We start from the raw sequence: 18690 nt of genomic DNA, 5'->3' as shown, positions 1-18690 counted from the left end.
GTCGAGCGCGCTCGCAGCCACCCGCTCAATCGGGCATCAGGATGCCCTTGGCGATGGTGTTGCGCTGGATTTCGCTGGTCCCGGTGAGGATGCGCATCATACGGGTCGCGCGGAACAGCCACTCCACCGGATGGCCGTTGATCAATCCGGCGCCGCCGTGCACCTGCACCGCGCGGTCGGCGATGCGGAAGGCGGTCTCCGAGCTGAACACCTTGCACATCGACGACTGGGTGCGTATGTCGCCGCCCCCGTCATAGCTGGCCGCGGTGGCGTACATCATGCTGCGCGCGGCATACAGCTCGGTGGCCATGTCGGCGATCATGTGGCTGACCGCCTGGAACATGCCGATAGGCCGGCCGAACTGCACCCGCGTGCGGGCGTAATCCACCGACAGGTTCAGCGCCAGCTCGGCCATGCCGAGCATGGTCGCGCAATGCAGCAGGCGATTCAGGGTGATGCGCCCCATGGCCAGCTTGAAGCCCTTGCCCTCCTCGCCGATGCGGTGCGCCAGCGGCACTTTCACCCCTTCGAGGATGATGTCGCCGTGGGTGCCTGGGCCAGACATCGCCTGGTAGTCAGAGACTACCTTCGCGCCGGGAGCTGCGAGATCGACGAAGAACGCCGAGATGCCTTCCGCGCCCTTGCCCGGCCCGGTCACCGCCAGCAGCACGGCGAAGTCCGCGTAGGGCGCGCCGGAGATGTAGCGCTTGGCACCGTCCAGCACGTAGTGGTCGCCCTCCAGGCGCGCGCTGGTCTTGATCGCCGTGGCGTCGGAGCCGGCCTCGGCCTCGGTCAGCGCGAAGCACACGGCCTTCTCGGCGCGGCACACCGGGCGCAGGAAATGCTCGATCTGCTCTTCGCTAGCCACGCGGAACAGGTGGCCGACGCGCGGCGGGCCGCTCAGTTCGCCCAGCACGTGGGCGGCCAACACCGCACCGCTGCTGGCGGCGGCTTCCTTCACTGCGCACAGGTCGGCGATGCCCAAGCCGGCGCCGCCCAGTTCCTCGGGCAGCATGATGTTGTAGAAGCCGCGCTCGCAGGAACGCTTCCACAGGTTGCGCAGCAGCTCGCGCGGGTGCTTCTCGCCGAAGCGGATGCCCTCGCGCTGCTCCAGCGGCAGCAGCTCCTCACGCAGGAAGCCGCGCAGGTCGTCGATGATCGCTTGCGCCTTGGCGCTGGGCTGGATGCCCGGATAGCTCGATTGCACAGGGTTCGATTGCATGCTCATGTCCTCAGATCCGCCGATCCTGGTTCTGCCAGTAGGGCTCGCGCACCAGGCGCCGCACGACCTTGCCGTTGGGGTTCTTGGGCAGTTCGCGGACGAAATCCACGCTGCGCGGCTTCTTGAAGCCAGCCAACTGTGCGGCGCACAGCTCGATGATCCGCGCCTCGTCCAACTGCATGCCGGGCTTGAGCACCACCACTGCCTTGATCGCCTCGCCCCACTGCTCGTCGGGCACGCCGACCACCGCCGCCTCGAAGATTTCCGGCAGGCTGTAAAGCACTTGCTCCACCTCGGTCGGGTAGATGTTGAAGCCGCCGGAAATGATCATTTCCTTCTTGCGGTCGACGATGAACACGTAGCCGTGCTCATCCACCGTGGCGAGGTCGCCGGTGAGGTAGTAGCCGTCGCGCATGACCTCGGCGGTCAGCTCCGGCGCCTGCCAGTAGCCCTGCATGATGTCCGGCCCGCGCACGACGATCTCGCCGATCTCGCCTGCCTTCACGTCCTCGAAGTCTTCGTTGACCACCCGCAGGTCGGTGTCGAAGTAGCAGCGCCCGCAGGAGGCCAGGCGCCTGGGGTCTTCCAGGGCGGCAATGTGGTCCTGCTCGGTGAGCACGGTGACCAGCGAACAGGTCTCGCCGGCGCCGTAACCCTGGGCGAGTATCGGCCCGAACACCTGCATGGCCCGCCGCACCAGCGCCGGAGCCATTGGAGCGGCGCCGTACATCACCAGGCGCAGGCTGCTCAGGTCGTAGGTTTCCACGCCGGGGAAGTTCACCAGGCGATTGATCATCGCCGGCACCAGGAACAACCGCGTAACGCGCTCGCGCTGGATGGTCTCCAGCAGCAGGCGGTCGTCGTAGCGCTCCACCAGCAGGTTGCAGGCACCAGCGGCGAGCAACGGCATGACCTGCATGCCACTGGCATGAGTAATGGGGCCGACGTGGGCCATCACATCGCCGGGGCCGGAACGGCCCGTGGGGCTGGCGATGCTCTTGCGCACCAGCGCCTTGCGGTTGCCGACGCTGAGCATGGCGGCCTTGAGCACGCCGGAGCTGCCGGAGGTGTAGTGCAGCACGGCCAGTGCGTCATCCGCAGGGTCGCAACTGATGTGCGCCTCCGAGCCACGCTCGAGCACTTGCATGTAAGGCACGTCAGCGCCCGCGTCCGCCAGGGGGACGATCAGTTTCAGGTCCGCCAGTTCGGCGCGACGCTGGTCGATCAGCTGGGCGAAGGCCGCATCAGCGATCACCGCCTGGCTCCGTGAATCCTTCAGTACGCTCAACACTTCATCGGGAGCCAGGCGCGCATTGATCGGCACCTTGACCATGGCGTTCTTGTAGAGCGCGACTTCCGCCTCCACCAGTTCGACGCGGTTGAGCGCCAGGATCGCCACGTGGGCGCCCTGCTCCAGCCCCAGCGCGAGCAGGCCGGAGGCCAGACGGTTGGTGCGGCGTTCGAGGTCGGCGAAGGTGATGCGTTGGCGGGAGTCGACCACGGCTTCGCGGTCAGGCCAGTAAAGCGCGCTACGGCGCAGGATTTTACCCAGGTCCACTTGTTGTTCTCGTTGTCAGGGGAGACGCACGAGATGCTAAGAGCCGGGTGCCGGACCCGGCCAATACCATAGGTCGATGCCGGCCATGCCGGAATGCGATGGGTCATGCCAATGGAGCCGGTGAGCTAGTCCAGCGGCGGCTCCTGGGCGAGGCCACGGGGCCCGGCAATTCCCCAGATAACCAGCCCGACCGCCGGGAAGATCACGATCAGCAGAGACCACAAGGCCTTGGCATTCACGTCCTTGTCGCTGCGGAAGATGCTGACGATGGCCCACAGGTCCAACAGCACGATGATGATCGCCACGGCGATCCAGAACCACGAAGCGAGCGTGGACATGGCAGGTCTCCTTTCTATGACGGGCAATGGCCTATGACAGGCAATGGCTGCCCTGTCCTACGACTGGCCGCGTGCCTTGCGCAAAGGTTCATTCCGCCGGACGAGACGTGTGCACAGACCGTTCGTCCCTGGCAGCGAACACCGGACCTGTTACACCGGTCATCCGCATAGGCGACACAACAACAGATGTCGCCCGCTGCCAGCGTTCATGGCCAGCCGTTCACGTTGACCACTCACGCTTGACCAGACACGCGAGGTGCCCCCGATGGGCTGGAACGATCATCAGGATGTCGAGCGCTCGGAGGCCCTGCGCCGGCTGCTCGAAGAAGGTGCCCTGGAAGCCGACAGCCGCCAGGAAATACTTGCCCGCTACATCCTCAACCACGGCTTCGCGGCGCTGTCCGAGGCACAGCAACAGGAATTCCACGATGAACTTCTCCCGCTACTCAATCGCCGAGACCGCAGCGAAGGGCTGATGCCCCAGGGCGACCTCGACCCGGCCATCGCCGATCCGCCCATCAACGCGCCTTCCATCAACGATCCTGGCAACGAAGACCCCGGCTCCCTCATCGAAGTGGAAGTCGCCGAGGGCCTGCGCCCAGGGCACCGCTCCAGCCGCGATTGAGCCCGGACAGGGGCGAACATCCAAACCACAGGCCCGAGGAGGACGACATGAGCTTTCCCCTGACCCATTTCTTTTCCCACCCGGAGCAGGCCTGGCACGAACTGCGTGAGAACACCGAGCGGCATCCGGCCAGCTACCTGCCGTTCTGGTTGCTGATGCCGCTGATCCCGGCGGTGTGCCTGTTCATAGGCACCACCCAGGTCGGCTGGCGCCTGCCCGGCAACGAGCAGACCCAGTACCTCAGTTTGTCCAGCGGCGCGCTGCTTGGCTTCTGGTGCTATGTCGGCCTGGTCGCCGGGATCGTCATCATCGCCTACCTCACGCGCTGGGTGCTGTTCCGTACCGAGGTGCGGTCCAACGTCAACCACAGCATGGGCTTCTCCACCGCCGTGGCCCTGCCGCTGATGCTCGCCGGCATCGCCGCGCTGCTGCCCTCACGCTGGCTGCTGATCCTCGCTGCCGGGGCAGCCGCGGCCTATTCCGGCTGGCTGCTGTTCATCGGCCTGCCGATCTACATGCGCCTGACCCAGCGCAGCGCGGCGTTCTATGCCGGCTGCATCCTCGGCCTCGGCTTCCTGGCATTGCTGACGACGGCGTTCGCCTTCCTGGAGATGTGGGGGCAGACAATGGCGGGGGCCGGGGAATATCTGCAGGAGTAGGCCAGCACTCCTACAGAGTGATTCGCTCGCATCCGGGTTCGGTCATTGCTCCGGCCGCGGCACAGGTTCTTCCGGGGGTTGCTGCATCGGTACTTCCTCGGGGAAATCCTCGGGAATCTGGCTCTCACGGTCCGGCGGAGCTTCCTGGGGTTCCGGGCGCTGGGCTTGGTGATGGGCGTACATGGCGAGTCCTCCGGCCAGATGGCAGTCACCATTGGGCTGCACCAGCGTCACGGAGGTTCGCTTTTTCTACCCGCGGCGCGTCACCTGCAGCAGCAATGCCAGCAATTGCTCGCGGTCGAACGGTTTGGGCAGACGCAGCACCGCGTCGGCCACACTGTCCAGCCGTCCGGCGTAACCGGTGGTAAGTACACAGGTCAACGCAGGGTAAGACTGGCGCACCTGCTGGATCAGCAGCATGCCGTCCATGTCCGGCATGGCGAAATCGGTGATCATCAGGTCGAACTCCGACTGCTCCAGCAGGTGCAGCGCCGCCCGCGCCGAGTCGGCCCGAGCAGGCTGGCAACCGAGGTCCGCCAGCAATGCACTGGTGCCGGCCAGCACCAGGGCATCGTCGTCAACCACCAGCACCCGCAGTCCCAGTGGCTCGGTCAGTTCGACCGGGGCACCATCCGCTGGCACTTCATCGCTCACACCCGGGTCCGCCTTGGCCGTCACCTTGACCGCCGGTAACCAGATTTCCGCCGTGGTCCCCTGCCCCGGTTTGCTGCGCAGCAGCAGCGCCCCACCCTGCTGCTGGGCGAGACCGTGGACGATGGACAGGCCCAAGCCGGTGCCCTTGCCGGTCGGTTTGGTGGTAAAGAACGGCTCGGCGGCTCGGCGCAGGGTGCCCTCGTCCATGCCCTGCCCCGAGTCGGTCACGGCCAGGCACACGTAGTCCCCCGGCGCCAGCTTGCCGCTCTGGCGCGGCCCGACCTGGGCATTACGCGCCGAGAAGGTGATGCTGCCACCGCCAGGCATGGCGTCGCGGGCGTTGGTGGCGAGGTTGATGATCGCCAGCTCCAGCTGGTTCTGGTCACTCATCACGCAGTCCAGCTGAAGCGGAAAACGCGTCTCCAGGCTGATGGTCGGGCCCAGGGAGCTGACCAGCAGCTCGCTCATGTCCTGCAGCAGCGCCGGCAGCTGGATCGGCTGCGGGAACAGCCGTTGCTTGCGGGCGAAGGCCAGCATCCGCTGGGTCAACTGGGCGCCGCGCCGGGTAGCCTCCAGCGCATTGCGCCAGATGGCCTGGACCTTCTCGTTGTCCTTCGGCAGCTGCCGTTCGAGCAACTGCAAGCCGCCGAGAATCACCGTCAGCAGGTTGTTGAAGTCGTGGGCAACGCCGCCAGTGAGCTGGCCGAGGGACTCCATCTTCTGCGACTGGATCAGCTCGTCGCGGGCGCGCTCCAGCTCTTCCTGGACGCGGCGCTTGTCGGTGATGTCGCGAGTGATCTTGGCAAAGCCCAGCAGCTTGCCGCTGTCGTCGAACACCGGGTCGATGACGATGTTGGCCCAGAAGCGCGAGCCGTCCTTGCGCATCTGCAGGCGCTCTTCCTCGTAGCGCCCTTCAGCCAGCGCGGTGCTCAGGCTGGCCTCGGGAACGCCATCCTGGCGATCCTCGTCACTGTAGAAACTGTCGAAGTGACGGCCGATCACTTCCTCGGGATGGTAGCCCTTGATCCGCTGGGCACCGGAGTTCCAGCTGGTGACGTGCCCCTCGGGATCGAGCATGTACAGCGCGTAATCGGTAACGCCGTTGACCAGCAGGCGGAACTGCTGCTCGCTGCGGCGCAGAGCCTGCTCGGTTTCGTGCTGCTCAGTGCGGTCGCGGGTGATCTTGGCGAAGCCCAGCAGCTCGCCGGAGGAATCACGGATGGCGTCGATCACCACGTGTGCCCAGAACGATCTGCCATCGCGGTGCAGGCGCCAGCCCTCGCTCTCGAAGCGCCCGACCCGAGCGGCCTCGCCCAGTGCCAGCTCCGGCAACCCGGCTTCGCGGTCAGCGGGGGTGTAGAAACGCGAGAAGTGCTCGCCGAGGATCTCATCAGCGGCATAGCCTTTGAGGCGCTGCGCCCCGGAGCTCCAGCTGCTGACGCGGCCATCGGGGTCGAGCATGTAGATGGCGTAGTCGGTCACCGCCTCGACCAGCAGGCGGTAGCGTGCATCTTCGACGAGTTGGGCGGTGCTGGCGATCTTATCGGGCATGGATTAGGGGCTCCCTCGGCTCATTGAGCAAAGCACAGGCTCAGCCATCCTACCCCGGCTGCCGCCGGATGGCGCCGCAGGAAAGAATCTCTGCCCCCTGCGCGCTTGTGCCCGTCCGCCAGCGTGGACTCAGGCTGCTCACCGGTGCGGCGTACTGTCCCCGCGAAACCGGCTCAAGGCTTGCGCTCATGGTGACAGTCGCAAAAAAAAGCGGCCCGAAGGCCGCTGATAAACACATCGGAGCGCCGGTGAGCGCCAGTCAAGCCCGCCGTCAGCGGATGCCGGTGGCGCGCAAGGCGTTGGGGGTGAAGTCGTTGCTGCTGGACTGCACCGCGAAGTCGTAGCTGCTCTTCTCCTCGTTGCGCAGGCCGGACACCGTGTAGCGGCCGGACAGCACGTCATAGTGGGTTTCCGCCGTCAGCCAGGTGAACTGCTGGTCGTAGAACGGCCGCGCATGGCCCTCGGATACGCGCCAGAGGCTGCCACGGCCGTCGTAGGCGTCCGCCTCGGCGATCTGCCAGCTGTCCTCGTCGATGTATAGGTCACGCTTGCTGTAGATGTGCCGCTGGCCCGGCTTCAGGGTCGCCACCACGTGCCACACGCGATGCAGCTCATAGCGGGTGTGGTCCGGGTTCAGGTGGCCGGGCTTGACGATGTCGTCGTACTTCAGCGATGGCGAGTCGAGCGCGAAGCTGTTGTAGGGGATGTACAGCTCCTTCTTGCCCACCAGTTTCCAGTCGTAGCGATCCGGCGCGCCGTTGAACATGTCGAAGTCGTCGTAAGTACGCATGCCTTCCGCGCCGGGGCTGTCGTAGCCCACCTGCGGAGCGCGGCGCACGCGGCGCTGGCCGGCGTTGTACATCCACGCCATGCGCGGTTCCTTGACCTGGTCGATGGTCTCCAGCACCAGCATCACGCTGCCCGCGCGACGCGGCGGCGAGAGAATTTCCTGGCGGAAGTAGTAGAGGATGTTGTCCATCTTCGCCGGGTCGTAGTCCTTGAGCCCGAACGGGAAGGCGAATTGTTCCTTCATGTAGCTGATGGTGTAGGCGCCATTGGTCTGCGGGTTCATCTGCGCGGTGGTGCGCAGCATCGCATTGCCACGGTAGCGGGTGACGTGGTTCCAGATCACTTCCAGGCCGTTCTGCGGGATCGGGAATGGCACAGTCATGCTGAAATTGGTCAGCCCGTTGCCACCTTCGGCCAGCGACGTGGCGGTGGCGTTCTTCTTCGCCGCGTCGATCACCGCCTGCGGGTAGCTCGCACTACGGTGGCTGGGGTAGACCGGAATGCGGTAGGTCTCGGGGAAGCGCTGGAACATCGCCAGCTGCCCCGGCGTGAGCTTGTCCTGGTACTGGCTGGCGTTCTGCGCAGTGATGGTGAACAGCGGCTTGTCCGCGGCATAGGGGTCGGCGAGGAAGCCGCCAGCGTCGACCGTGCCGGCGTTCAGCGCCAGGCCACCGGTCCAGGCCGGGATGCTGCCGTCGGCGTTGCCCGCTTTCTCGGCGCCAATCGGGGTGAGTTCATTGCCCAGGCGCTCGGCCTGGTCGGCGCCGACCGCGGCCATGACCTGCCCGGCGAGCAGGCTCAGCGTCAGGCAGCCGGCCTGCAACCATTGTTTGTTGTTCATGCTTTTACCTCAGGGGGCTGGCGGGCATCAGAAGCTGACGCCCATGCTGACGGCGAGGAAATCGCGGTCGGTGTTGACGTTGTAATCACCGCCGAAGTAGTCGGTGTAACTGATGCTGGCGGTGTAGCGGCTCAGGTACTCGGCATCGACGCCGACGCTGACCGACTTGTCGCCCTCGTTGAAGGTCGGGCCGTAGCCCTGCACGTCGTGGGAGAACGCCAGGTTCGGGCGCAGCGAGACGCCGCCGAGCAGGTCGTTGTATTCCAGGCCCGCGCGCACGCGGTAACCCCAGGAGTTCTGGGTGTAGAAGCCCTTGTCATCGCACTGGCCGGGGTTGGCGGTGTTCACCACCTTCTGGCAGATCGCGTTGCCCGACAGCCCCAGCAGCGCCGAGGTGCCGGCACTGGCCAGCTCACCGTTGCCGTATACGCTGCTGCGGCCGAAGCGCAGGTCGGAGCCGTCGGTGGAGCCCAGGTCGGCGATATGGCTGAAGCCGATCTCGCCCACCAGCGTCAGTCGCTCGGCGCCGATTAGTTCGATCTGGTCGAAGGTGTTGGTGAAGGTCATCTGCGCCTGGGTGAACGGCTTGCGCTCGTAACCCTGGATCAGCGAGCCGTAGGCCGAGTCGGCCCAGCCGCTGGAGAAGATCGGCAGGCCGCCGTTGACCAGCGGGCTGGTCGCCGCGGAGCCGAGGGTGGCGGCGCCGGAGACGTCGCTGGAATTGATGCCCAGCGGCATGTTCGGCCGGTAGCTGATCTCGCCCTGTACCGCGGTGCTGCCCCAGGTGGTGTTGAAGCCCAGGCCGTAAAGGCGGATGTCCTCGGGGTAGTCCAGGTACCAGCGCGCGGTGCTCACGCCGCCCTGCCCGATCAGCCCGCCGACCGGGTCGGCCAGCGCGCCCTTGCCCACCACCCAGTTACTGGTCGGCGTGCGGCTGTGGTAGTTCATCGCATAGGCGGAGAACTCGGTGTCGTTGACCATCCAGCGCAGCGCCACGCCGAACTGGCCGCCGTCGCGGGCGTCGTGGTCCTTGCCACGCGGTACGTAGCCATAGCCACCCTTGATACCGGTGCCGTCGATGTCACGGTCGAAGTCGCTGCCGTTCACCGCCATGTTGATGTCGCAGCCCTTGGCCGCCACGTCGCTGCCGAAGAAGGTGCCGCAGTTGTCCGGCACGGTCTTCTCCCACTCCAGCTGGTAGAAGGCCTCCATGGACAGGGTGTCGGTGAGCCCCTGGTTGAAATACAGCATGCTCACCGGGATCAGCGCTTCCTTCACCTCGGAACCGGGGCGGCGCAGCGCGGCGACGTCCGCCGGGTTGATCGAGTTGATGCCGTTCTGGATGAAGGTGCTCTCGCCCCAGCTCACCACCTGGCGGCCCACGCGCACGGTACCCGGCCGGTCCTGCAGTTCGTAGTTGTGGTAGAGGAAGGCGTCGAGCAGCTCGGCGCCGGAGGACTGGGCGGCGGTATCGCGACCGCTGTCGTCGATGTCATAGAGCGGACGGTGTTCGTCCTTCAGTTCGAAGTCGTACCAGTACTTGCCACGCAGGAACAGGCCACTGTCGCCGTACTTCAGCTCCAGGTCGTGCAGGCCCTTGAAGATCTTGGAGAAGGTCTCGCCGCGCTTGAAGTTCAGCCGACCGTCATCGGAGGTCTGGCTGGATGCCGTGCCGCCGTTGCGGGTGCCGATGAATTTCTTGTCCGGGCTGTCCATCGCCCAGCTCGCGCCGATGGACAGGGTCGAGTCGAAGCGACCCTCGATTTCCCCCACGTTGAAGCTCACTGCCTGAGCCGAAGATGCCCCGCCAAGGGCCATGCTGGTAGCCAGCGCCAGCGCGTGCGGCTTGAAGCCTGCGGCGCCGGTTATTGTTTTTTTCATGCTGCTCTCCGCCTGGATCGTGCTGGTCACGGCAAGCCGTGCCACCCCTGCTCCGCGGCTCTTGGGCCGGGAGGCGGTCGCATGGTAAGAGCGCTGTCACACCCCTGACTTCTGAAAAAAAGTGATGCCCATAGCCAGAATGAAACCGCCGGCACCTCGCTGCGCGTGAGGCATTTCGGGTGATAACCGACGGCTATCGCGATACCCAGGATTCAGCCGACCCGGGGCGCGCATTGCCCTAAAGTCCGCCGCCATCAGCGACTCCCGACCCTGAGGTGGACCATGAAGATTGCGTTGACCGGCGACAGCATCCTGCAGCGCCGCCTGAACAGCCGCGAAGACCAAACCCTGCTCCCGCTGTTCGACCTGCTGCGCGGCGCCGACGTCAGCTTCACCAACCTGGAAGTGCTGCCCAACGACTTCCAGGGCGACGCCGTGCTGGAAAGCGGCGGCTCGCACTTCGGCGCGCCCTCCTGGGTTCTCGACGAACTGGTGGACGGCGGCTTCGACCTGTTCTCCACCGCCAACAACCACAGCCTGGACTACGGCATCGCCGGCCTGCAGGCCGCCCACGCGCAGCTGGACAAGCGCGAGCTGCTGTTCGCCGGCACCGGCCGCAACCTCGAGGAGGCCCGCCGCCCGGTGTACTGCACCAAGCCTGCCGGCACCGTCTCGCTGCTGGCCTGCACCTCCACCTTCGGCAAGGGCCAGGAAGCCAGCGAGCAGACCCGCGACATGCCCGGCCGCCCCGGCCTCAACCCGCTGCGCTACGACACCGTGCACCAGCTCGACGCCACGCAGATGGAAGCCATGCGCGGCATCATCGCCAGCCTCGGCCTGGACCGCCTCTACCAGGGTGCGGTGGACCTGGGCTTCGCCCACCCGATTCCCGATCCGTCGCTGGCGGTATTCGGCCCCTTCACCCCGCTGCTGTTCCGCCAGGGCGAAACCTCGCGCCTGCGCACCCTGCCGCGCAAGAAGGACATGGACGACATCCTGCGCTGGGTCGAGGAAGCGCGAACGTTATCCGACGTGGTGGTGCTGAGCATCCACGCCCACGAACTGGGCCACGACGCCAAGGGTGAGTGGGACCTGGAAGTGGCTGCCGAATTCATCCAGCCGGTAGCCCGGCGCATGATCGACGCCGGCGTCGATATCGTGGTTGGCCACGGCCCGCACCTGCTGCGCGGCATGGAGATATACAACGGCAAGCCGATCTTCTACAGCCTGGGCAACTTCATCGGCCAGAACGAGCTGGTGGAGCGCCTGCCGGCGGACAGCTACGAGCAATTCCGCGTGGACCGCAACCAGACGCCTTCGAAGGTGTTCCTGCAGCGCACCCAGAACGACACCCGCAGCTTCCCCTCCGATGCGCGCTTCTGGGAGAGCCTGGTGCCGGTCTGCCAATTCGACGGCCGCCGCCTCACCGGCATCGAGCTGCACCCGGTGAGCCTGGGCCTGGGCGAAGCGGTGCACCGCCGTGGCCGCCCGCGCCTGGCCGAAGGCGAACACGCACAAGCGATCCTGCAGCGCTTCGCCGCGTTGTCGGAACCTTACGGTACTCGGCTGTCGGTGGACGGTTCGATTGCGCGCGTCACACTCTGATGCCGCAGCGCCGGGCAGCCACAAGCTGCCCGGCGCCCTCTTCTTCCCATACCCATGACCACAGCCCGCATTCTCATCGTCGAGGACGACCTGCGCCTCGCCGCCCTCACCCGCGACTTCCTCGCACAGCACGGCCTCCGCGCCTCCATCGAGCCTGACGGCGCGCGCGCCGCCGAGCGCGTACTGGACGAACGCCCAGACCTGGTGATCCTCGACCGCATGCTGCCCGGCGAGGACGGTCTGTCCATCTGCCGACGCATCCGCCCGCGCTATCAGGGCGCAATCCTCATGCTCAGCGCGCGCTCCGAAGACACCGCGCAGATCGACGGCCTGGAGAACGGCGCCGACGATTACGTCTGCAAGCCGGTGCGCCCCAGCCTGCTGCTGGCTCGCGTGCGGACCCTGCTGCGCCGCCCCCGAAGCGCGGCCGAGCCGGCGGAACGGCTGGAGCATTCGGGACTGATCCTCGACGCCCGCCAGCGCGAAGTGCGGCGCAACGGCTCGCGCATCGACCTGACCGGCGCCGAGTTCGACCTGCTCTGGCAACTCGTCGCCCACGCTGGCCAGACTCTCAGTCGCGATGAGCTGCTCCTGACCTTGCGTGGCATCACCTGGGACGGCATGGACCGCTCGGTGGACGTGCGCGTCGCCCATCTGCGCGCCAAGCTCGACGAAGACCCGCTGCGACCGCTGATCGTCACGGTGCGCGGCAAGGGCTATCGCTTCACCGGTTAGCAGGAATCCCCTTTGTTGGAGCGCGCTTGCTCGCGAACCTACCCAGCATTGGCGCTGCCGGTGAATCTGTTCGCGAGCAAGCTCGCTCCTGCAAAAGTGCCGCCATGACCGCCCGGCCGAAAATTCGTCCCGCGGGGAACTCCGTCCAGTCAAACCAGGCATCCTCACCGCCGCAGGAGTGCCCGGCATGACCGTCAACATCGACAACCTCAACATCGCCCTGCCCGTAGGCAAGACGCCGACCGATACCGTCTCTATCGAAATCCCCGGTCCGCAGGCGCTGGCGCAATATCCCCAACTGGTCACCCGCCTGCCCGACGGCAGCCTGCAGCTCACCGCGCCGACCAAGGGCGTAGCGAGCAAGAGCGTCCACCGCACCCGCTGCGAGTGGAAGGAACCGATCTATTGGGCCCTGAGCGGCGCCACCGAGCATGTGAACCACCAGCTGATGAAGGTCACCCAGGTGAACTCGGCGCAGAAGGTGGTGGTGGCGCAGATGCACGTGAAGGACGACGACAGCCCGCTGCTCAAGGTGTTCTGGCAGAAGGGCAAGCTGACCATGGGTTTCCGCCAGAACTTCAACCAGACCACGCCGGTGAACAGCACAGTGCTGGACAACGTGCCGCTGGGGGCGGAGTTCGACATCCTGATCCTCGCCACTTCCAGCCTGATGCTGACCGTGCAGGCCAGTTGCAACGGGCGTAATTCGGCGGTGCCTTCGATGCCGCTGGATGTCAGCTGGGCAGCACGGGTTTTCGATTTCCACGGCGGGGTCTACAACCAGATCGACTTCACCGACACGACCCTGGCGAGCGATGCTTCGGTGTGCGTGATCAAGGACCTACAGATCAGGCACGCGTGAGCGCGCGCCTTACAGGCGCTGTTCGCGGGCGTGGCGCACTTCTACAGAAAAGCGTCGGCTTCCGGTAGGCTGTGAGGGCGTCCCATTCAGAGCCTATCCGCATGCCCGCCCTCACCTGCCCCCACCTGATCGGCAATCACGTCGAACTCCTGCCCCTGCGCGCGGAACATGCGCAGGCGCTGCACGAAGCAGCCGCCGATGGCGAACTGTGGAACCTCAAGGTCACGGTGGTGCCCGGTCCGGATACCGTCGCGAGCTATATTGCCAAGGCCGAAAAGGGCCTGGAGGAAGGCAGCGTCCTGCCCTTCGCCATCCTCGACCGGCGCACCGGCAGGATCGTCGGCAGCACCCGCTTCTGGAAGGTCGACCGCGCCAACCGCAAGCTGGAGATCGGCCACACCTGGCTAGCCCTGTCGGCCCAGCGCACGCCGATCAACAGCGAGGCCAAGCTCCTGCTGCTGACCTACGCCTTCGAGGAACTCGACTGCGTGCGCGTGCAGTTCACCACCGACGAGCTGAACGAGAAGTCTCGCGCCGCCATCCTGCGCCTGGGCGCGGTGCAGGAAGGCATCGTCCGCCACGAGCGCATCATGCCCGACGGCCGTAAGCGCAACTCGGTGCGCTTCAGCATCGTCGACAACGAGTGGCCCGAGGTGAAGGCGCGGCTGCTGGAAAGGCTCGGCCGCGCCCCGACCTGAGAGCCGCTCAGCCCTGGTAGAACACCTCGTCGCTGTACGGATACCACCAGGAATGGATCTGCGGCTGGTGGTCGATGATCACCATCTTCGAGCGGCGGAACGCATCCAGCCCCTGGCGACCGAGTTCGCGGCCCATGCCGGACATCTTCCAGCCGCCGAAGGGCAGCGCATCGTTGTCGATCAGCGGGTTGTTCACCCAGACCATGCCCGCTTCCAGGCGATCCGCCGCTTCCATGGCTTCGGCCAGGTCGGTGGAGAACAGCGAGGCGCCGAGGCCGAAGGGCGAGTCGTTGGCCAGCCGCACCGCCTCGTCGAAGTCCTTCACCTTGCAGATCGCGGCCACCGGGCCAAAGCACTCCTCGTGGAAGATCGCCATGGCCGGGGTGACGTCGGTGAGGATGGTCGGCTCGTAGTACCAGCCCACCGGGAACTGCTCGGGAATGCGCCCGCCGCAGACCAGTGTGGCGCCCTTGGCGATGGCGTCATCCACCAGGCGCATGACCTTGGCGCGGGCCGCCTCGCTGACCATCGGGCCGATCTCGGAATGCTCCAGGCCATGGCCGATGCGCAACGCGCGGGTGCGCTCGGCGAAGCGCGCGACGAACTTGTCGTGCACTTCATCGACCACATAGAAGCGCTCCGCCGAGGTGCAGATCTGTCCGCTCAGGTGGAAGGCCGCAGTCACCGCACCGGCCGCCGCGACTTCCAGCGGTGCATGGCGGGAGATGATCATCGGGTCGCTGCCGCCGGCCTCGATCACCGCCGGTTTCATCCGCTCGGCGCAGGCCACCGCCACCGCCTTGCCGGCGGCGACGCTGCCGGTGAAGGCCACGGCGTGGGTACGCTCGGACTGCACCAGGCGCTGCGCGGTGCTGGCATCACCCGGAACGCAGCTGACCATCCCAGCCGGCAGCACCTTGAAGTGCTGCATGAATTTCAGCGTGCACAATGTGGTGCTTTCCGCCGGCTTGACGATGCAGGCGTTGCCGGCCGCCAGCGAGGCGGCCAGGGTCCAGCACATCAGCAGGATGGGGAAGTTGAACGGCATGATGTGCACGCTGACGCCGTAGGGCTCGTAGCGCACATGCTGGAACGAGCCGAGCTGCGTGGTACCGGCGACCTTGCCAGCTTCGTCGCGGGCCATTTCGGCGTAGTAGCGGAAGATCGGTGCGCAGTTCGCCAGTTCGCCCATGGCTTCGGGGAACGGCTTGCCCATTTCCAGGGTCATCAATCGCGCCACTTCGCGCTGGGTCACCTGGTCCGTTTCGATGGTGTTGGCCAACTGGTGAAGGATCGCCGCGCGGGACTTCGCGTCCACGAGCTTCCACTCGCGCTGGGCCGCGTTGGCCGCGTCGATGGCGGCGTCCACGTCTTCCGCGTCGCACAGGGCGATGCGTCCGACCGGGGTGAGGTCGGCGGGGTTGATGATGTCGCGCAGGCGCTGCGTCGCCACGCCCTGGTAATGCGGGCCGATGAAACGCAGGGGCCGATCAACGTGAAAGTCGGTCATGGAATGCTCCGCAGGGATTCGGATGAAGCCAGGCGCTGGGCGATCACGTCGCTCTCCAGCGGCTGGCGCCAGTTCGGCAGATGGGCGTCGAGCAGCGCTGCCAACGGGCGCAGCTGTTCGCTGTCGAGCGCGCGCTGGAACAGCCGCAGCACGCGCGGCAGATGCTTGAGGTAGCCGTGCTTGCCATCGCGCCTGGCCAAACGCACGAAGATGCCAAGTACCTTGGCGTGGCGCTGAGCGGCGAGCACCTGGAAATCGGCCATGAAACGCCGGCCGTCCACTTCCGGGCGCTGGCTGAGATACTGGGTGAGCAGGGTCACGCGCAGGGTTTCGGGAATGTCGCGGCGCGCGTCTTCGAGCAGGGACATGAGGTCGTAGGCCGGCGCGCCGAAAAGCGCATCCTGGAAGTCCAGCAGCCCGCACGCCGCCACGCCCGCCCTGCCCTCCAGCAGCATCAGGTTGTCAACGTGGTAGTCGCGCAGCACCAGCACTTCCCGGCGCAGCGAGACATCGCGCCAGAGCGCGGCGAACTCCGCAAGATAGCGTTCGCGGATCTGCGCAGCGGCCTTCTCGCCCACCAGCAGCGGCGCATACCAGTCAATGAACAGCGCCGCTTCGTCCTCCAGCTTCTGCCCGTCGTAGGCCGGTACGCCTTCGGCGGCCTGGGGGCCCGCGCGGTGCAGGCGCACCAGCGCTTCAACAGCCAGGCGGTATAGCACCACCTCGTCATGGCTGTCGGCGAGCAGCCGGGTATAGGTGGCGTCGCCGAAGTCTTCCACGAGCGCCAGGCCCAGCTCACGGTCGGCGGCCAGTACGCTGGGCGCCGACAGACCGCAATCGCGCAGCAACTGCGCCACCCGCAGGTACGGGGCCAGCGGCTCGGCACTGGGTGGCGAATCCATCAGCAGTAGTCCCTTGCCGTCGAGGCGGAAGTAGCGCCGCGCCGAGGCGTCCGCCGGCAGCGCGGTGATCGCAGCGCCGGCCAGGCCGCTGCCGGCGAGGAAGGTCTCGCGGGCGGCGGCACGGGTGGTTTCGCAAGGCAGGTTCATGGCATCACCGGATCATGTAGACCTTCTTGATGGTCTCGTGCACGGTGCACACGCCCTTCCAGTCCTTGGGGAAGAAGGCCGCGGTGTCCGGCTCGATCTCGATCACCTCACCGGACTCGTGCACGTAGGTGCAACGGCCCTCAAGGAAGTGGCAGAACTCGTCGCTGGTTACGTGGCAAAACCACTTGCCCGGCGTGCAATGCCAGATGCCGCATTCGGACTGGCCTTCAGGCCCCTTGTGCAGGACCACGCCGCTGACATGGGATTCGCCCTCTAGCATGGTCGGGATCACGCCCCAGTCCTTGAGTTCGGTGACCTGCAGCGGGCGGTAGATAACGGGGGTCTTCATGTACATCTCCTTCGATGGCCGTCCGCACGGACGGCCGGGTAAGGCGTAGCCGGTGGGTTCGGAAATCAGGCCAGCATGTAGAGGTTTCGCAGGGTGCTGTGCACGGTGCATTCGCCGGTCCAGCCGGCCGGGAACAGCACCAGGGTATCGGGTTCGATCTCGATCACCTCGCCCTCGTCGGAGCGGTAGGTGGCGCGGCCTGCAACGAAGTGGCAGAGCTCATCGCGCGGGATCGACAGCCGCCAGCGGCCGGGGGTGCAGACCCACAGGCCGGTTTCCGGGCTGTTGTTCGGGCCTTTGAACAGCAGACGCCCACTGGAGTGCGAGACGCCCTCCAGCGCGTCAGATTGCACACCCCAGTCCACCAGGTCGTCGTAGTCGCGGGCGCCGAGGATGTGTGGCGCAGTGCTCTCTCCATTAAAGGAAGCGGCCTTGAACTCAGGCATGGTTCACCGCCTTGCCCTGCACCAACTGGTCGAGGATGCGCGCGGCGTCTTCCGGGCCCTTGCGCGAGCGCATGTAGTCGCTGGTGCGGGCCAGGCGCTCCTTCATCAGCTCATCGCCCAGCAGTTGGGCGATGTTGCGCGCCAAGTCTTCCTCGCTCCAGTCGTAGCGGTCCATGCGCAGGCCGTGGCCGCTTTCCTGGGCGCGCATGGCGTTGTCGTGGCCGTCCCAGACGTAGGGCATGACGATGGCCGGTTTACCGAAGAACAGGCACTCGGTGAAGCTGTTGTTGCCGCCGTGGTGGATCACCCCGTCGACCTGGGCGATCACCGAGGGCTGTGGGTACCAGTTGGAGACGATCACGTTGTCCGGCAGGTCGGTGTACTTCTCCACGTGCTCGCCGACGTTGAACAGCGCGCGGTACGGCAGCTTGCCGATGGTGGCGACCAGGCGCTTGAGCAGCTCGACGTCGCCCGAGCCCAGGCTGCCGAAGCTCACGTACAACAGTGGCTTGTCGTTGTGCGCCTTGAAACGCGGGATTTCGTAGGGCTTGTCGGTGCGTACGCAGCCTTGCAGATAATGGAACTGCCGTGCCGGCAGCGGATGGCGGCGCTGGAACTTCACCGGGTCCGGATAGAGCAGCAGGTTCATGTAGGGCGACTCTTCGAAGAAGGTGCCCAACGGATACGGCCGCTCGCCACACTCGGCGAGGAAGTCGTTGAAGTCGGCGTGGATCGGCGCGATCACTTCCTCGAAGCGCTTCTGGAAGCGCGCGTGGCCGTCCTTGTCGTCGACGCTCATGCCCGACAGGTACGGTGGGATGTCCGGGTCGTGCACTTCGTTTTCCGAGCAGGAGATGATCCGCACCCAGGGCTTGCCGTAGTGCTTGATGGCCGGGAAGAGGATCACGTTGTCGACGCAGATCAGGTCCGGTTTGATCCGGTCGAGGATCGCCGGCAGCTCCTTCTGCGCCCACTTGGAGGTGGAGACGATGGCCTCCCAGCATTCCTTCACGTAGTTGTCGAGCTGGTCGATCGGCGCCTTGCGGAAGTTGGGGATGTGGCCGTTGATGAAGTCGGTCCAGTAGCGCGCCATCTCCTCGGCCGGCATCGGCTCGGACATGTTCACGTAGTGCTCCTCGAAGCCGTAGGCCGAGTACACCCCGGTCATCCCCGGATCGGTGAGGAACACCGCCTTGTGCCCCAGCGCCTCGCAGGCCTGGGCGATCCCTACCGAGTTGAGGGCCGGGCCGTAGGCGGCCTCGGGGAAGAATGCGATGACCTTGCGTTCACTACTCATGGTGCTCTCCAGTCAGTCTTG

Annotated in this window: 18 protein-coding genes; 6 read left to right on the top strand and 12 right to left on the bottom strand. The window is 66.0% G+C overall.

What is annotated here, in order from left to right; all coding sequences use genetic code 11:
* Positions 1–25 precede the first annotated feature (25 nt).
* The 3 genes from ACIPK7_RS15590 to ACIPK7_RS15580 form a co-directional block, all read right to left on the bottom strand.
* Positions 26–1228: an acyl-CoA dehydrogenase family protein gene (locus ACIPK7_RS15590; protein WP_401088720.1), complete on the bottom strand. Its 1203-nt coding sequence runs from the start codon at positions 1226–1228 to the stop codon at positions 26–28.
* Between the two features lie 4 nt (positions 1229–1232).
* Positions 1233–2780 (bottom strand): AMP-binding protein, encoded by a 1548-nt coding sequence (locus ACIPK7_RS15585; protein WP_401088718.1) that lies wholly within the window; start codon positions 2778–2780, stop codon positions 1233–1235.
* Positions 2781–2905: 125 nt separating this feature from the next.
* On the bottom strand, positions 2906–3118 hold the full coding sequence (locus ACIPK7_RS15580; RefSeq protein ID WP_401088716.1) for a PLD nuclease N-terminal domain-containing protein: 213 nt from the start codon (positions 3116–3118) through the stop codon (positions 2906–2908).
* Between the two features lie 265 nt (positions 3119–3383).
* Between ACIPK7_RS15580 and ACIPK7_RS15575 the strand changes: the two genes are divergently transcribed.
* Both ACIPK7_RS15575 and ACIPK7_RS15570 read left to right on the top strand, forming a co-directional pair.
* Complete coding sequence (locus tag ACIPK7_RS15575) at positions 3384–3743, top strand: hypothetical protein (RefSeq protein WP_401088714.1); 360 nt, start codon at positions 3384–3386, stop codon at positions 3741–3743.
* Between the two features lie 47 nt (positions 3744–3790).
* Positions 3791–4402, top strand: coding sequence for a Yip1 family protein (locus tag ACIPK7_RS15570; RefSeq protein ID WP_401088713.1), 612 nt, complete (start codon positions 3791–3793; stop codon positions 4400–4402).
* A 42-nt stretch (positions 4403–4444) separates the two neighbouring features.
* Here the strand turns inward: ACIPK7_RS15570 and ACIPK7_RS15565 are convergent, their stop codons facing one another.
* The 4 genes from ACIPK7_RS15565 to ACIPK7_RS15550 all read right to left on the bottom strand — a co-directional run bounded on the left by ACIPK7_RS15565 (position 4445) and on the right by ACIPK7_RS15550 (position 10118).
* Entirely contained in the window at positions 4445–4585 is a 141-nt protein-coding gene (locus ACIPK7_RS15565) for a hypothetical protein (protein ID WP_192432710.1), read from the bottom strand.
* A 66-nt stretch (positions 4586–4651) separates the two neighbouring features.
* Positions 4652–6607 (bottom strand): PAS domain S-box protein, encoded by a 1956-nt coding sequence (locus ACIPK7_RS15560; protein ID WP_401088711.1) that lies wholly within the window; start codon positions 6605–6607, stop codon positions 4652–4654.
* A gap of 271 nt (positions 6608–6878) precedes the next feature.
* The gene (locus ACIPK7_RS15555) at positions 6879–8237 is read right to left on the bottom strand and encodes a DUF1329 domain-containing protein (protein WP_401088709.1); all 1359 of its coding nucleotides are present in this window, start codon (positions 8235–8237) and stop codon (positions 6879–6881) included.
* Positions 8238–8264: 27 nt separating this feature from the next.
* Positions 8265–10118, bottom strand: a complete 1854-nt coding sequence (locus ACIPK7_RS15550; RefSeq protein ID WP_401088707.1) for a DUF1302 domain-containing protein — start codon at positions 10116–10118, stop codon at positions 8265–8267.
* Positions 10119–10400: 282 nt separating this feature from the next.
* Between ACIPK7_RS15550 and ACIPK7_RS15545 the strand changes: the two genes are divergently transcribed.
* The 4 genes from ACIPK7_RS15545 (at position 10401) to ACIPK7_RS15530 (ending at position 14018) form a co-directional block, all read left to right on the top strand.
* Complete coding sequence (locus ACIPK7_RS15545; RefSeq protein WP_401088705.1) at positions 10401–11723, top strand: CapA family protein; 1323 nt, start codon at positions 10401–10403, stop codon at positions 11721–11723.
* Positions 11724–11777: 54 nt separating this feature from the next.
* On the top strand, positions 11778–12458 hold the full coding sequence (locus tag ACIPK7_RS15540) for a response regulator (RefSeq protein WP_401088703.1): 681 nt from the start codon (positions 11778–11780) through the stop codon (positions 12456–12458).
* Between the two features lie 187 nt (positions 12459–12645).
* Positions 12646–13320 carry a polysaccharide lyase family 7 protein gene (locus ACIPK7_RS15535; protein ID WP_401088701.1) on the top strand — a complete coding sequence of 225 codons (675 nt, stop codon included), beginning with the start codon at positions 12646–12648 and terminating at the stop codon, positions 13318–13320.
* Positions 13321–13421: 101 nt separating this feature from the next.
* Positions 13422–14018, top strand: a complete 597-nt coding sequence (locus ACIPK7_RS15530; protein ID WP_401088699.1) for a GNAT family N-acetyltransferase — start codon at positions 13422–13424, stop codon at positions 14016–14018.
* Positions 14019–14025: 7 nt separating this feature from the next.
* On the opposite strand, the gene ACIPK7_RS15525 is transcribed toward ACIPK7_RS15530, so the two are convergent.
* The 5 genes from ACIPK7_RS15525 to ACIPK7_RS15505 all read right to left on the bottom strand — a co-directional run bounded on the left by ACIPK7_RS15525 (position 14026) and on the right by ACIPK7_RS15505 (position 18669).
* Positions 14026–15528 carry an aldehyde dehydrogenase gene (locus tag ACIPK7_RS15525; protein WP_192432718.1) on the bottom strand — a complete coding sequence of 501 codons (1503 nt, stop codon included), beginning with the start codon at positions 15526–15528 and terminating at the stop codon, positions 14026–14028.
* Complete coding sequence (locus tag ACIPK7_RS15520; RefSeq protein WP_192432719.1) at positions 15525–16577, bottom strand: aminoglycoside phosphotransferase family protein; 1053 nt, start codon at positions 16575–16577, stop codon at positions 15525–15527. The genes ACIPK7_RS15525 and ACIPK7_RS15520 overlap by 4 nt, the downstream gene beginning before the upstream one ends.
* A gap of 4 nt (positions 16578–16581) precedes the next feature.
* A complete protein-coding gene (locus ACIPK7_RS15515; protein ID WP_081518261.1) occupies positions 16582–16926 on the bottom strand; it encodes a cupin domain-containing protein in 345 nt (114 codons plus the stop codon).
* A gap of 65 nt (positions 16927–16991) precedes the next feature.
* Entirely contained in the window at positions 16992–17372 is a 381-nt protein-coding gene (locus tag ACIPK7_RS15510; protein WP_401088696.1) for a cupin domain-containing protein, read from the bottom strand.
* The gene (locus ACIPK7_RS15505; RefSeq protein ID WP_401088694.1) at positions 17365–18669 is read right to left on the bottom strand and encodes a nucleotide disphospho-sugar-binding domain-containing protein; all 1305 of its coding nucleotides are present in this window, start codon (positions 18667–18669) and stop codon (positions 17365–17367) included. The genes ACIPK7_RS15510 and ACIPK7_RS15505 overlap by 8 nt, the downstream gene beginning before the upstream one ends.
* Positions 18670–18690: the final 21 nt, after the last annotated feature.

Source organism: Pseudomonas sp. NPDC086581 (assembly GCF_044746165.1).
Lineage (GTDB): Bacteria > Pseudomonadota > Gammaproteobacteria > Pseudomonadales > Pseudomonadaceae > Pseudomonas.
The sequence above is the reverse complement of the archived record's forward strand: the minus strand, read 5'-3'. Positions and strand labels throughout refer to the sequence as shown.

Coding starts and splice junctions, on each gene's coding strand:
- ACIPK7_RS15590 (WP_401088720.1), bottom strand. CDS start 1,228: ATGAGCATGCAATCGAACCCTGTGCAATCGAGCTATCCGGGCATCCAG.
- ACIPK7_RS15580 (WP_401088716.1), bottom strand. CDS start 3,118: ATGTCCACGCTCGCTTCGTGGTTCTGGATCGCCGTGGCGATCATCATC.
- ACIPK7_RS15570 (WP_401088713.1), top strand. CDS start 3,791: ATGAGCTTTCCCCTGACCCATTTCTTTTCCCACCCGGAGCAGGCCTGG.
- ACIPK7_RS15520 (WP_192432719.1), bottom strand. CDS start 16,577: ATGAACCTGCCTTGCGAAACCACCCGTGCCGCCGCCCGCGAGACCTTC.
- ACIPK7_RS15525 (WP_192432718.1), bottom strand. CDS start 15,528: ATGACCGACTTTCACGTTGATCGGCCCCTGCGTTTCATCGGCCCGCAT.
- ACIPK7_RS15575 (WP_401088714.1), top strand. CDS start 3,384: ATGGGCTGGAACGATCATCAGGATGTCGAGCGCTCGGAGGCCCTGCGC.
- ACIPK7_RS15510 (WP_401088696.1), bottom strand. CDS start 17,372: ATGCCTGAGTTCAAGGCCGCTTCCTTTAATGGAGAGAGCACTGCGCCA.
- ACIPK7_RS15555 (WP_401088709.1), bottom strand. CDS start 8,237: ATGAACAACAAACAATGGTTGCAGGCCGGCTGCCTGACGCTGAGCCTG.
- ACIPK7_RS15505 (WP_401088694.1), bottom strand. CDS start 18,669: ATGAGTAGTGAACGCAAGGTCATCGCATTCTTCCCCGAGGCCGCCTAC.
- ACIPK7_RS15535 (WP_401088701.1), top strand. CDS start 12,646: ATGACCGTCAACATCGACAACCTCAACATCGCCCTGCCCGTAGGCAAG.
- ACIPK7_RS15560 (WP_401088711.1), bottom strand. CDS start 6,607: ATGCCCGATAAGATCGCCAGCACCGCCCAACTCGTCGAAGATGCACGC.
- ACIPK7_RS15565 (WP_192432710.1), bottom strand. CDS start 4,585: ATGTACGCCCATCACCAAGCCCAGCGCCCGGAACCCCAGGAAGCTCCG.
- ACIPK7_RS15540 (WP_401088703.1), top strand. CDS start 11,778: ATGACCACAGCCCGCATTCTCATCGTCGAGGACGACCTGCGCCTCGCC.
- ACIPK7_RS15550 (WP_401088707.1), bottom strand. CDS start 10,118: ATGAAAAAAACAATAACCGGCGCCGCAGGCTTCAAGCCGCACGCGCTG.
- ACIPK7_RS15515 (WP_081518261.1), bottom strand. CDS start 16,926: ATGAAGACCCCCGTTATCTACCGCCCGCTGCAGGTCACCGAACTCAAG.
- ACIPK7_RS15545 (WP_401088705.1), top strand. CDS start 10,401: ATGAAGATTGCGTTGACCGGCGACAGCATCCTGCAGCGCCGCCTGAAC.
- ACIPK7_RS15530 (WP_401088699.1), top strand. CDS start 13,422: ATGCCCGCCCTCACCTGCCCCCACCTGATCGGCAATCACGTCGAACTC.